The sequence below is a fragment of the Mesorhizobium sp. LNJC394B00 genome (assembly GCF_000502555.1).
Lineage (GTDB): Bacteria > Pseudomonadota > Alphaproteobacteria > Rhizobiales > Rhizobiaceae > Mesorhizobium.
Genome location: NZ_AYWH01000005.1, coordinates 197,487 through 210,782, shown reverse-complemented (window position 1 = coordinate 210,782; position 13,296 = coordinate 197,487). Strand labels below are relative to the sequence as shown.

General features: G+C 63.6%; 12 protein-coding genes. 2 read left to right on the top strand and 10 right to left on the bottom strand.

Annotation, left to right across the window (positions count from 1 at the left end):
- Nucleotides 1-15: 15 nt before the first annotated feature.
- From X751_RS145745 to X751_RS145785, 9 genes are all read right to left on the bottom strand, one after another.
- Nucleotides 16-1,443 (bottom strand): gamma-aminobutyraldehyde dehydrogenase, encoded by a 1,428-nt coding sequence (locus X751_RS145745; RefSeq protein WP_023745237.1) that lies wholly within the window; start codon nucleotides 1,441-1,443, stop codon nucleotides 16-18.
- Between the two features lie 104 nt (nucleotides 1,444-1,547).
- Nucleotides 1,548-2,363 (bottom strand): ABC transporter permease, encoded by an 816-nt coding sequence (locus X751_RS145750; protein ID WP_023673416.1) that lies wholly within the window; start codon nucleotides 2,361-2,363, stop codon nucleotides 1,548-1,550.
- Nucleotides 2,353-3,318 (bottom strand): ABC transporter permease, encoded by a 966-nt coding sequence (locus tag X751_RS145755; RefSeq protein WP_023702659.1) that lies wholly within the window; start codon nucleotides 3,316-3,318, stop codon nucleotides 2,353-2,355. Before X751_RS145755 ends, X751_RS145750 begins: the two co-directional genes overlap by 11 nt.
- A gap of 223 nt (nucleotides 3,319-3,541) precedes the next feature.
- On the bottom strand, nucleotides 3,542-4,540 hold the full coding sequence (locus X751_RS145760; protein ID WP_023745236.1) for an ABC transporter ATP-binding protein: 999 nt from the start codon (nucleotides 4,538-4,540) through the stop codon (nucleotides 3,542-3,544).
- Between the two features lie 206 nt (nucleotides 4,541-4,746).
- Complete coding sequence (locus tag X751_RS145765) at nucleotides 4,747-5,901, bottom strand: ABC transporter substrate-binding protein (protein ID WP_023688802.1); 1,155 nt, start codon at nucleotides 5,899-5,901, stop codon at nucleotides 4,747-4,749.
- Nucleotides 5,902-6,112: 211 nt separating this feature from the next.
- On the bottom strand, nucleotides 6,113-7,024 hold the full coding sequence (locus tag X751_RS145770; RefSeq protein ID WP_023673412.1) for a LysR substrate-binding domain-containing protein: 912 nt from the start codon (nucleotides 7,022-7,024) through the stop codon (nucleotides 6,113-6,115).
- Nucleotides 7,025-7,104: 80 nt separating this feature from the next.
- Nucleotides 7,105-7,716: a DedA family protein gene (locus X751_RS145775; protein ID WP_023745235.1), complete on the bottom strand. Its 612-nt coding sequence runs from the start codon at nucleotides 7,714-7,716 to the stop codon at nucleotides 7,105-7,107.
- A 55-nt stretch (nucleotides 7,717-7,771) separates the two neighbouring features.
- Nucleotides 7,772-7,957: a hypothetical protein gene (locus X751_RS145780; protein WP_156933986.1), complete on the bottom strand. Its 186-nt coding sequence runs from the start codon at nucleotides 7,955-7,957 to the stop codon at nucleotides 7,772-7,774.
- Between the two features lie 157 nt (nucleotides 7,958-8,114).
- Nucleotides 8,115-8,879, bottom strand: coding sequence for a DeoR/GlpR family DNA-binding transcription regulator (locus X751_RS145785; RefSeq protein WP_023745234.1), 765 nt, complete (start codon nucleotides 8,877-8,879; stop codon nucleotides 8,115-8,117).
- 420 nt (nucleotides 8,880-9,299) lie between these two features.
- On the opposite strand from X751_RS145785, the gene X751_RS145790 reads away from it, so the two are divergent.
- Both X751_RS145790 and X751_RS145795 read left to right on the top strand, forming a co-directional pair.
- Nucleotides 9,300-10,184 (top strand): phosphotransferase family protein, encoded by an 885-nt coding sequence (locus X751_RS145790; RefSeq protein ID WP_023703531.1) that lies wholly within the window; start codon nucleotides 9,300-9,302, stop codon nucleotides 10,182-10,184.
- Entirely contained in the window at nucleotides 10,181-12,634 is a 2,454-nt protein-coding gene (locus X751_RS145795; protein WP_023745233.1) for an FAD-dependent oxidoreductase, read from the top strand. Before X751_RS145790 ends, X751_RS145795 begins: the two co-directional genes overlap by 4 nt.
- Before the next feature lie 12 nt (nucleotides 12,635-12,646).
- Here X751_RS145795 and X751_RS145800 read toward each other — a convergent pair whose 3' ends face one another.
- Nucleotides 12,647-13,279 (bottom strand): class I SAM-dependent methyltransferase, encoded by a 633-nt coding sequence (locus X751_RS145800; RefSeq protein WP_023745232.1) that lies wholly within the window; start codon nucleotides 13,277-13,279, stop codon nucleotides 12,647-12,649.
- Nucleotides 13,280-13,296 lie beyond the last annotated feature (17 nt).

The window sequence follows — 13,296 nt, the reverse complement described above, 5'->3', positions numbered from 1 at the left end:
AGATAGTGGCGGCCTCTACCCATGCGCCACCATCACATGACGAACGGCGGTATAATCCTCCAGCGCATAGAGAGACATGTCCTTGCCGTAGCCGGACTGCTTCAACCCGCCATGCGGCATCTCGTTGGTCAGCATGAAATGGGTGTTGATCCAGGTGCAGCCATATTGCAGACGGGCGGCCGTCGCCATGGCGCGCGAGACGTTCTTGGTCCACACCGAGGATGCCAGGCCGTAGTCGCTGTCATTGGCCCAGTTCACGGCTTCATCGACTTCGGAGAAGCGGGTGATGGAGACGACCGGACCGAACACTTCGCGGCGCACGATCTCGTCTTCCTGCAGCGCGCCGGCAACCACCGTCGGCTGGTAATAGAAGCCGGAGCCTTCGCCGGGCTTGCCGCCGGTGGTGATCTCGATGTGCTTCAGTTCCGAAGCGCGCTCGACGAAGCTCGAGACGCGATCGCGCTGGCGGCGCGAGATCAGCGGCCCGATCTCGTTTTTGGTGTCATCGGGCTGGTTGTATTTGATGGTCGAGACGGCAGATGAGAGATCGGCGACGAGCTTGTCGTAGATCTTCTTGCCGGCATAGATGCGGCAGGCGGCTGTACAATCCTGCCCGGCATTGTAGTAGCCGAAAGCGCGCAGGCCGTTGACCACGGCGCCAAGGTCGGCGTCGTCGAAAACGATGACCGGCGCCTTGCCGCCGAGTTCCAGATGCGTGCGCTTGACCGACTTGGCGGCGGCCTGCAGCACCTTCTTGCCCGTGGCGACGTCGCCGGTGATCGAAATCATGTTGACCTTGGCGTGATTGATCAGCGTGTTGCCAACGCTGTCGCCGCGGCCGAGCACGACATTGACGACGCCCTCGGGCAGAACCTCGGCCAGGATCCTGGCCAGCTTCAGCGCCGTCAGCGGCGTCTGCTCCGACGGCTTGAAGACGACGGTGTTGCCGCCGGCAATGGCCGGCGCCAGCTTCCAGGCCATCATCATCAGTGGATAGTTCCACGGCGCGATGGAAGCGACGATGCCGATCGGATCGCGCCGCACCATCGAGGTGTGGCCGGGAATGTATTCGCCGGCGACCACGCCCGGCATCGAACGCACAGCGCCGGCAAAGAAACGATAGCAGTCGACGATCGCCGGGATCTCGTCATTGAGCACGGCGTTGATCGGCTTGCCGCAATTCAGCGCCTCGAGCGCCGCGAACTCCCGCGCGTTGGCCTCGATGCGGTCGGCGATCTTGAGGAGATAGCCGGAGCGCTGCGCCGGCGTTGTGCGTGACCACAAGACGAACGCTCGCCCGGCGGCAGTAACAGCCGCCTCGATCTGCGCCTGGCTGGCTTCAGGCAGGTTGAGAATGGTCGCCCCGGTCTTTGGATTCAGAATCGGCTCCTCGGTCTCGGTGCCGTTCTCGAACTTCGAGCCGATCAGCATCTGGGTGTCCATGCGGGTTCTCCTTGGTCAGGAGCGAGTAGCGAATAGCGAGTAGCGAATAGGGCTGGTCGTGCAATCTCCCTATTCGCTATTCGCTACTCCCTATTCGCTGTTCTTCATTTGCCCGAACCGGCGATCTGGTCGCCGTCGCGGGTCAGGTAATAGGCGGCAAGGATGGGCAGCAGCGTCACCAGCACCACGACCATGGCGACGACATTGGTGACCGGACGCTGGCGTGGGCGGATCAGCTCTTCCAGCATCCAGATCGGCACGGTCTGCTGCTGGCCGGCGGTGAAGGTGGTGACGATGACCTCGTCGAAGGAGAGCGCGAAGGCGAGCATCCCCCCGGCAAGCAGAGCGGTGGCGATGTTGGGCAGCACGACGTGCCGGAAGGTCTGGAAGCCGTCGGCGCCGAGATCCATCGAGGCCTCGATCATTGAGCCGGAAGTGCGGCGGAAACGGGCGACCGCATTGTTGTAGACGACGACAACGCAGAAGGTGGCGTGGCCGAGCACGATCGTCCAGAACGAGAACGGGATGTCGGCTAGCGAGAAGGCCGAGCGCAACGCGATGCCGGTGATGATGCCGGGCAGCGCGATCGGCAGGATGACGAGCAGCGAGATCGTCTCGCGGCCGAAGAATTTCGTCCGTGACACGGCGGCGGCGCACAGCGTGCCCAGTATCAAGGCAATCGCGGTCGAGATGGCGGCGACACGGACCGAAAGCGACAGCGCCTGCCAGACATCCGGCCGGTTCCAGGTGACGGCGAACCATTGTGTGGTCAGCCCCGGCGGCGGCCAGACGAAGCTCTTCTCTTCCGTGGTGAAGGCGTAGACGAAGATCAACAAGATCGGCAGATGCAGGAACAGCAGGCCGCAGGCGGCAGCGATCTTGAGGCCGAGCGGAGCGGATTGCGAACCGTCAGAGCGCATCGAAGGCCCCCATGCGCTTGGCGCCCCAGAGATAGAAACCCATGATGACGATGGGCACGACGGTGAAGGCTGCGGCGAGCGGGATGTTGCCGGCTGTGCCTTGCTGCGAATAGACGGCCTGCCCGATGAACAGCCGCGATGTGCCGATGATCTGTGGGATGATGTAGTCGCCCAGCGTCAGCGAGAAGGTGAAGATCGAGCCGGCGACGATGCCGGGCAGCGCCAGCGGGAACAGCACGTTGCGGAAGGTCTGGCCCGGCGATGCGCCGAGATCGGAGGACGCCTCGACCAGATTGCCGGGCACGCGCTCCAATGCCGCCTGCACCGGCAGGATCATGAACGGCAGCCAGACATAGACGAAAGCGATGAAGGTCCCGGTGGCGGAGACCGACAAAGAGTTGCCGCCGACGACCGGCAGCGACAGCCAGCCATCGAGCACCCAGAGCAGATGCAATTTGGCGAGCAGCCAGGTCAAAATGCCTTCCTTGGCGAGGATCAGCTTCCAGGCGTAGATCTTGACGAGGTAACTCGACCATAGCGGCAGCATGACGCCGAGATAGAACAGCGCCTTCCAGCGGCCGCGGGCATAGCGCGCCGCATAATAGGCGATCGGGAAGGCGATGACGGCCGAGGCCAGCGTGACCAGCACCGCCATCGTCACCGTGCGCAGGATGATGTCGAGATTGGCGGGCTGGAACAGGTCGCCATAGGTCTTCAGCGTGAATTCGTGGTTGATGAGGCCGGAGAACTCGTCGATCGAAAAAAAGCTCTGCGCCAGAAGTGCGAACAACGAGCCGATATAGACAACGCCGAGCCATAGAACCGGCGGCAGCAGCATGAGGAACAGCAGCAGTTGCGGCTTGCGCCAGAAAAGGTCCGACAGTGCGCCGCGCATGCCACCGCTGCCGGGCAGGATGGCGGGGGCGGAGGTTGAGTTGAGCGCGGCGATGGTCATGGGGCGACCGCGGCGATTGGATCAATGGCGGCCAGGCCGCGATCCGTCACACCCCCCTCTGTCCTGCCGGACATCTCCCCCTCAAGGGGGGAGATCAGCAATTTTTCGGCCTCGCCAATTCCGCCACGTTGGAGATTGGCGAAACCGGAAGGAACAGCCGATCTCCCCCCTTGAGGGGGAGATGTCCGGCAGGACAGAGGGGGGTGCTTGGCGCAAACCTCAATCATGCCGGCTCGTCCATCAAATGCAAATGCTCGCGGTTGAACGTCAGCACCACCGCTTCGCCTTCCGCCGGCAGCTTTGTCCCGGCCGGCACGATGGCGTGCAGCCTCAACCCGTCGGCGTCGAGCGCCAGCTTGGTCGTAGCGCCGAGATAGTTGGTTCCGACCAGGCGCGCGGCGACGCCCTCGCCTTTGGCGGCGCGGCCGATGCGGATGGATTCGGGACGCAGGCTGCCCCAGCGGTGCTGGCCGGAATAGCGCTGGACGAAGTCCGGCGGCAGTACGTTGGAGGAGCCGACGAAATCGGCGACGAAGCGGGTCTTCGGCCGCTGGTAGATGTCTTCCGGCGTGCCGATCTGCATGATCTTGCCGTCATTGAAGACGGCGACGCGGTCGGCCATCGACAGCGCTTCGCCCTGGTCGTGGGTGACGAAGACGAAGGTGATGCCGAGCGCCTTCTGCAGCGACTTCAGCTCTTCCTGCATGTTCTCGCGCAGTTTGAGATCGAGCGCGCCGAGCGGCTCGTCGAGCAGAAGCACCTTGGGCTGGTTGACCAGCGCACGGGCCAGCGCCACGCGCTGGCGCTGGCCGCCGGAGAGCTGGCCGGGACGGCGGGCGCCATAGCCTGGAAGCCGCACCAATGACAGCGCCTCTTCCGCCGCCTTCTGCCGCTGCGGCTTGGCGACGCCCTTGACCATCAGCCCGTAGGCGACATTGTCCAGCACGTTCAGATGCGGGAACAGCGCGTAGTCTTGGAACACGGTGTTGACGTTGCGACGATAGGGCGGCATGCCCTCGGCGCGGTCGCCGAAGATCGAGATCGAGCCCGAGGTCGGCTGCTCGAAGCCGGCGATGAGGCGCAGGCAGGTCGTCTTGCCGGACCCCGACGGACCGAGCATGGCGAAGAACTCGCCCGGCACGATATCGAGATCGACCGCATCGACGGCGCGCACGCTGCCGAAATGGCGAGAGACTTTCTGGAAGGAAACGGCCGATGTCATGGGCTGTCCGTCTGTTGCCGGTTTGTGTTCGTCGAAATAGCTCTTGCCGCCACCAATCAGGCCAGCGGGCACGGCACTTCACCTCCCCCTCGATGGGGGAGGTCGCGGCGAAGCCGCGGGTGGGGTGACTAGCACCGGACGTCAGCGTTGCCCCCACCCCGACGCTGCGCGTCGACCCTCCCCACTAGGGGGAGGGTTAAGGGAGCTCACCGCCCGCCGATGACGCCGATATAGTCGGACACCCAGCGGTAGTAGGGCACGCAGTGGTCGTTCTGGGTGGCGCACTTCGAGACCGGCGTCTTCCAGAACTTGATCTTGTCGAAGTTCTCGTAGCCGTTGGTCTTGCAGCCTTCCTCGCCGAGCAGCTCGTTGCCCTTGCAGGCAGCGGGCACCACGGGGAGCGAGCCGAACCAGGCCGAGACATCGCCTTGCACCTTGGGCGACAGCGAATGCTCAAGCCACATATAGGCGCAGTTGGGATGCGCGGCGTCGGCCTCCATCATGGTGGTGTCGGCCCAGCCGGTGACGCCTTCTTCCGGCACGGTCGAGGCGACCGGCTTCTTGGCGGCAACCAGCGTGTTGACCTGGTAAGGCCACGAACCGGAAGCGACGACGCCTTCGTTCTGGAAGTCGTCGACCTGGATGGCGGCGTCATGCCAGTAGCGGCCGACCAGCGTCCGCTGAACACGCAGCAGCTCGAGCGCTGCCTTGTACTGGTCTTCGTTCAGTTCGTACGGGTCCTTGATGCCGAGTTCCGGCTTGTGGAACATCAAATAGTTGGCGGCGTCGGCGATGTGGATCGGGCCGTCATAGGCCTGGACGCGGCCCTTGTTGGACTTGCCGTCCGGCAGGTTCATTTCCTCGAAGACGACGTTCCAGCTTTTGGGCGCTTCCTTGAAGACATCGGTGTTGTACATCAGGATGTTCGGGCCCCACTGATAGGGAACGCCGTAATGCACCTTGTCGACGGTGAACCAGGGCGCATCCTTCAGACGGTCGTCTACCGCCTTCCAGCTCGGGATGAGATCGGTGTTGATCGGCTGCACGCGCTTGCCGGCAACGAGGCGCAGCGAGGCGTCACCCGAAGCGGTGACTAGATCGAACCCACCCTCATTCATCAGCGAGACCATCTCGTCGGAGGTGTTCGCGGTCTTGACGTTGACCTTGCAGCCGCTCTCCTTCTCGAAGGAGGTCACCCAGTCATAGCCCTTGTCGGTTTCGCCGCGCTCGATGTACCCCGGCCAGGCAACGATGCTGACCTCCCCTTCGCCCTTGCCAAGTTCCTTGACCTGGGCGACGGCCTGACCGGAAAAGGTCAGCGCGACCGTCAAGGCGGTGCACGTCTTCAGGAATGAATTCATCGTCAATCTCCCATTTTGGCGCCTGACTGCGAAGCGAGTCGCCGCCGCGGTCAGCCGCAGGCTGAAAAGCGTCAGTTCATCCGATGGCACGTTGCCGCTCTGATGGCGGCTTTCGTCCCTGACATGAAAAGTGCTCGGAAAATTCCGGTTTCGCAAATTCATTTATCAGAAACGCGATATCGGTTTTTCCGATAGATAACCACGCACCCTATCAACGCTGCTGGCGTACCATACGCTGCGACTGGGCAAGGCCGATGAAGTCGCGCGACGCCTGCGGCAGACCGGAGCCGCGGCGCCAGACCATGCCGACCTGGACGACCGGCAGGGAACCCGAAATGTCGCGCGATTCGATGCGGTCGCCTTCCAGCGACCACGGCCGGTAGACTAGGTCGGGCAGCAACGCCACGCCCGCACCTGTGGCGACGAGGCTGCGAACGGCTTCGACCGAGCGGGTGCGAAAGGCGACATGCGGCCTGGCGCCGATCGCCGCCAGAAGCTTGCCGGTGTTCTCCTCGATCTCGTCGACGGTCAGCATGATCAGCGGCTCGCCGGCAATGTCGCCTATGCCGATAATGTCGGCGCTGGCCAGCTTGTGGCCGAGCGGGACCCACAGCCGGTAGGCCGAGACCTCGAGGATTTCCGACTGCAGAGCGGTGCGGTCGCGCAAATTGGAGGTGACCATGACGGCAATGTCGAGCTTGCCGCCGATCAGCAGATGTTCGAGATAGTCGCCATTGTCCTCGATGGCCGAGACATCGACGCCGGGATATGCGCGGCGGTAGCGCGCCAGCAGATCGGACAGCACATAGCCCGCGACCAGCGAGGTGACGCCGAGCTGCAGCCGCCCGCCGGCCACCACCTGGTCGTCGGAAAAAGCGCGGCGCGCGTCGGAGACGTCGGCCAGGATCTTGGTCGCATGGCGCAGGAACTGGTGGCCTTTGTGGGTAATGTTGAGGCCACGCGGATGGCGCTCGAACAATTCGACGCCGAGATCGCTCTCCAGCTCCTTGATCGCCTCGGTGACCGAGGATTGCGAGATGGAGAGGTTTTGTGCGGCGCCCGACACCGTGCCTTGCTCGGCGACGGCAATGAAGAACTGCAGCTGGCGGATGGTGAAAGCCATGGCCGGACTAAACACCGGCGCGCCGGGGAAGGAAAGCCGAAGGCGGAGCTTATACCCATACGGCTTGAGGCGCCTCCTGGTCAGCCGAACCCGAGGCACCGCCGGCAGGCAGGACCGTAGCGAAGCGCGAGCATGAACGCCGTCTCCAGCGCCAGGACGATGACGATGATGCGAAAGCCGATGGCATAGGAATCCCGGCCGCTGCCGCGCATAAGGTAGCCGGTGACGAGGAAGCCGGTGTTCCATAGCGTGGCGCCGAGCAGCGTCGCCGCCGCGAAGGGCAAGAGTGGAAGACGGAGCGCGCCGGCCGCGATCGGCAGATAGTTGCGAACCGTCGGGATGAACTGCGCCAGCAAGGAGACCCGGACATGATGGCGGCGGTAGGCCTGACCAAGCTTGCTGTAGGTCGCATAGCGCAAGCAGACATATTTGCCGAAACGCTCGACCAGCCTGTCGGCACGATCCAATCCAATCCTACGGCCCACACTATACCAGACAAGGCAGCCTGTGATGGCGGACAGCGTCGTCACCAGAAGCAGGATCGCCAGCGCCAGGAGATCGGAGGCTGCCGTCATGCCGAGGAACAGCAGCAGCACATGCGAGGGCGGCAGCGGCAGGATCTTTTCAGTGAAGGCGAGACAGCCGACACCAAGCAGGCCGAAGCCCAGGATCGCCGATAGTGGATCAGTCATGCGAAGCGCCAGTCATAGGTTTTGAGGTTCTTGATCCTGGACACCTTATACACCGTCATACACCGTCGCCGGCGGAAAGTTGCGGAATGTCCGGCCAAGCCGGGTCCGCTTCCAGGTCGGAGCGCGCAAGCGTCCAGGAAAGACAAGGCATCGTTTGCAGCATGGTGGCCTCATTGCTGATGCGGGCGATTCGCCCGGCCCGCATTTCGACGAGGCGCTGTTTGCGGCTGCCAAGTTGCATGGACATTGCGAAGAGCGGGATGATTGAAAAACAATTTTTCACCAGAACGACATCTTATGCGGCCGGCGACGCGGCGCGCATGATGCACAACATCGCCTTCGTGGTATCGGGTGGCGGCATGGGCCGGGATCGCGGCGCGCCAGTCGCTGGTGTTTGGCTAGGCCGCAGCGATGCTGAGGCGCGCTCCAGCCTCGGCAAGTGCCGAGGCAATGTCGCGCGGCGGCGGCTGGTCGGTGGCGAGTTCGGAAAAACCGTCGAAGCCGCAGACCTGGACCAGACCCTGGCGACCGAACTTGGTGTGGTCGGTGATGACCAGCGAGCGCTGGCCGCGCGACAGCACCATGCGGGCGAACTCCGCCTCTTCCAGATCGTAGTCGGCAAGGCCTGCGGCGGCATCGACGGCGCCGATCGAAATCACCGCATGGCTGACCGAGAAGCGGCTGACGAAATCGATCGCCGAGGCGCCGAAGGCGGCCCCGGAATCGCTGCGCAATTCGCCCCCGGCCATATAGATCTTGTTGCCGTTGACGGTGGCCAGCGTGCGGGCGATATCGGACGAGTTGGTGACGACCGTCAGCCGCCGGTGGCCGAGCAGTTCGCGGGCCAGGAACGAGGTCGTGGTGCCGGTGTCCAGCATGACCGATTCACCGTCGCGAATGGTGGCAGCGACCATGCGGGCGATCAGCCGCTTGGGCTCGGCATTGTCGCGCATGCGCCGCTCGAAGGGCGCTTCGCCGGCCATCGACGGCAGGCCGATGGCGCCATGCATCTTGAGCACCGAGCCATTGCCGGTCAGTGGCTTGACATCCCGGCGCACCGTTTCAAGCGAAACCCCCAGCCGGTCGGCGAGGCTGGCAATGGTGACGGTGCCCTCTTCCTTGAGGAGGCGGAGGATTTCGCCATGCCGTTTCGAATGGATCATCTGGCTTCCTCAATTTGCGGCCTGCCCGGTTTTAGGGCAATGCCGCCGTTTTTAAAGGAATTGCTCGTGGTTTCGGGCAAAACACCCAAAAAAAGTCACAACATTTCATTGACAGTTAGGTAGCACTGGCGTGACATTGACGGCGTGACAGCTTCGGAACTGCCACGGGAGGGTGATGGCAGAGCCGCAATTCACGGACCGGACCGTCTGGCCAGACCGTCTGGGTTTGAACTGGCACAAAAGTTTCTCAAATCCGCGGGGGCGGAGACCGGGTATCAAAACCTGGCCAGAGGGGCTCGTCGGTGCGGCGCGGGATAGGAGTTCCTGCGTCCCGCACCGACGAGATTTTTTGCGTTTCCCAACGCTCGTTGCGCGGCGCATGGCGCCCAGGAAAGCTCCGCAAAAGTCAGGGATGGCCCCGTGACTGCTGAAGACCGCATCCGGGCCTTGCCTTGCTGGAATGGCAGCATCGACATTGCGCCGCTGCCGGGCGGCCTCAGCAACGCCAACTATCTGGTCAAGGACGCGGCCGGGCGGCATGTCGTGCGCTTCGGCCAGGACTATCCATTTCACCACGTCTTTCGCGACCGCGAGGTGATGACGGCCCGCGCGGCGCACGCCGCAGGCTTCGCGCCGGCGGTCCGCCATTCCGAACCCGGCATCATGGTCACGGAATTCCTCGGCGCGAAAACCTATGTTGCCGAGGACGTGCGCGCCAATATCGGCCGCGTCGCAGCCCTTATGCGCGGGTTCCATCGCGAGATGCCCAATCACATCTCCGGCGCCGGCTTCATGTTCTGGGTCTTCCATGTCATCCGCGACTATGCGCGAACGCTGAGCGAAGGCGGCAGCCGCAAGCGCGACGAGCTGCCCAGGCTGCTGGCTCTGGCCGACGAGTTGGAGCGGGCGCAGAAGCTGCTGCCGATCGTATTCGGCCACAACGATCTTCTGCCGGCAAATATCCTCGACGATGGCGACAGGTTGTGGCTCATCGATTTCGAATATGCCGGTTTCAACACCGCGATGTTCGATCTTGCCGGCGTTGCCTCCAACGCCGAGATGAGCGACGCGGAGTCCTTCACTTTCCTCACGGCGTATTTCATGCGCGAGCCGGATGAGGCGATCCGCCGCTCGCACGCGGCCATGCAATGCGCCTCGCTGCTGCGCGAGGCGATGTGGAGCATGGTTTCCGAACTTTACCTCGACGCGCCCGGCATCGACTACGTCGCCTACACCGCGGAGAACCTGACGCGGCTTGACGCGGCGCTGGACAATTACCGCACGAAATACGGGACACAGTCATGAGCTTGCCCACGCATGCCGGCATCGTCGTCATCGGCGGCGGCATTATCGGCTGTTCGACGGCCTATCACCTGGCGCGCGATCACAAGGCCGATGTCGTGTTGCTGGAACAGGGGAAGCTGACCTCGGGTTCGACCTGGCACGCGGCCGGGCTGGTCGGCCAGCTGCGCTCGTCCGCCTCGATCACCCGCGTGCTCAAATATTCGGTCGAACTCTACAAGGGGCTGGAAGCCGAAACCGGTCTTGCTACCGGCTGGAAGATGACCGGGTGCCTCAGGCTCGCCACCAATGCCGACCGCTGGACCGAATACAAAAGGCTGGCGACGAGGGCAAAAAGCTTCGGCATGGACATGCAATTGCTGTCGCCGGACAAGGTGAAGAAGATGTGGCCGCTGCTGGAGACCGGCGACCTCGTCGGCGCCTCCTGGCTGCCGACCGATGGGCAGGCCAGCCCCTCCGACATCACGCAGTCGCTGGCCAAGGGCGCGCGCATGCATGGCGCCAAGCTGTTCGAGGACGTCCGCGTTACCGGCTTTGACATGACGGACGGGCACATCACCGCGGTGAAGACCAACAAGGGCGACATTGCTTGCGACAAGGTGGTGAACTGCGCCGGCCAATGGTCACGCCAGGTCGGCGCGATGGCCGGCATTTGCGTGCCGCTGCAACCGGTCAAGCACCAGTACATCATCACCGAGAAGATCGACGGGCTGGCGACCGACGCGCCGACAATCCGCGATCCCGACCGCCGCACCTATTTCAAGGAAGAGGTCGGCGGGCTGGTGATGGGTGGCTATGAGCCGAACCCACAAGCCTGGACGACCGGCCTGCCGGGCGGCGATGTCCCCGATGACTGGGAGTTCCGGCTGTTCGACGACGACTACGATCATTTCGAGCAGCATATGAGCCAGGCGATCGCGCGCGTGCCGGCGCTGGAGACGGTCGGCGTCAAACAGATGATCAACGGGCCGGAGAGTTTTACGCCGGACGGCAATTTCATCCTCGGTGTCGCGCCCGAATGCGCCAACATGTTCGTCGGCGCCGGCTTCAACGCCTTCGGCATCGCTTCCGGCGGCGGCGCCGGCTGGGTGCTGGCGCAATGGGTTGTCGATGGTGAAGCGCCGCTCGACCTTTGGGTGGTCGACATCAGGCGCTTTTCCGGCCTGCATCGCGATCGGCAATGGGTCAGCGATCGCACGCTGGAAGCCTATGGCAAGCATTACACGATCGGCTTTCCGCATGAGGAGTACGTCTCGGGCCGGCCGCGCATCGTCTCGCCGCTATATGACCGGCTGAAAGAACATCGCGCCGTGTTCGGCTCCAAACTCGGCTGGGAGCGGCCGAACTGGTTCGCGCCGCAGGGCGCCAGACCCGAAGACATTTATTCCATGGGCCGGCAGAACTGGTTTGGCCCGGTCGGCGAGGAGCACCGGCATGTGCGCGAGAAAGTCGGCATCTTCGACCAGTCCTCCTTCGCCAAATACGAAATGACGGGTTCGGATGCGGCAAAGGCGCTGGACTGGATCTGCGCCAACGATGTCGCCAAGCCGGTGGGACGGCTGACCTACACGCAGCTTCTCAACACGCGCGGCGGCATCGAGGCCGATTTGACGGCGGCCAGGCTCGCCGAAGACAAATTCTACATCGTGACCGGCACCGGCTTCCGCACGCATGATCTCTCCTGGATTGGCGACCATGTCGGCAAGGGCCTCGACGTGACGTTGAAAGATGTCACCGAGGATTTCGGCACGCTGTCGCTGATGGGGCCGCGTGCCCGCGATGTGCTTTCGGCCGTCACCGACGCGGATGTCTCGAATGCCGCCTTCCCGTTCGGCCATGTCAGCGAGATCGCCATTGCCGGTCATACGGTTCGGGCGCTGCGCGTCACCTATGTCGGCGAGCTCGGCTGGGAATTGCATGTGCCAATCGCCGCCACCGGCGAAATCTTCGACACGCTGATGGCGGCAGGCAAGCCGCACGGCATCCGGCCGATCGGCTATCGGGCGCTGGAATCACTTCGGCTGGAGAAAGGCTACCGCGCCTGGGGCTCCGACATCACCCCCAACGACACGCCTCAGGAGGCCGGCCTCGGCTGGGCGGTGAAGCTGAGGAAGAACACCGATTTCGTCGGCCGGCAGGCGCTCGAAAAGATCAGCGGCGCCGACCTGAAGAAACGCTTTGCCGGCTTCACGGTCGACGATCCCGATATCGTGCTGGTCGGGCGCGAGACGATTTTGCGCAATGGCGAACCGGTCGGCTATCTCACCAGCGGCGGTTATGGCTACACGCTGGCTAAGAACATCGGCTATGGCTATGTCCGCAACGCCGATGGCGTCAGCGACGATTTTCTCAGCTCAGGGGACTATGAGCTGGTGGTCGCGATGGAACGGACGCCGGCCAACATTCATCTCGAACCGATGTACGATTCTTCGATGAGCAGGATCAAGGCGTAGATGAAACCTGGATTAGCTCACACGGAGTACAAGGCCGCGGCTGGGCACGGTGTCAGCCTCGCCCGGCATCGAAACATAAGGCGCAGTCTCCTCGGCACGAACGACCCTGACCTCAGCCTCGAGCGCAGCGATGCGATCGGCAAAGCCGGCGTTCCACAGCGTGTTCTTGATGGTCAGCACGATGACGCCACCGGGACGGCAGACGCGGATCAGTTCGTCCAGCCCCCCGGCGCCGACATGGCCGGAGGTGAAAACGCCGGCCGAGACGATGCCGGCATAGGCATTGTCGGCAAAGGGCAGTGGCCCGCCGAGCGCCAGGCAATGCAGCGCCGAATAGACGCCCTTTGCCGCCGCTTTAGACAGCATGCCTTGCGAAATATCGAGCGCTTCGACCTGGGGATAGCCGGTGATGGCCAGCCACTCGCCGATCAGCCCGGTGCCGGCGCCGGCGTCGAGAAGCGGTGCGGCGCCGCGCGGCAGATGCCGTGCGAGCAGGGCCAGGCAGATCGTCGGATGGCGGTAGCCGGCGGCCGACATGTCGGCATCGTAGGTTTCCGACCAACTGTCATAGATCGCGGCGACGTCCTCGGGCCGTTGCGCCGCATAGGCGGCGCCAAGCCCGCCATGATCCTTGTTGCCCGCCATGGCTGTTTCTCCGCCAG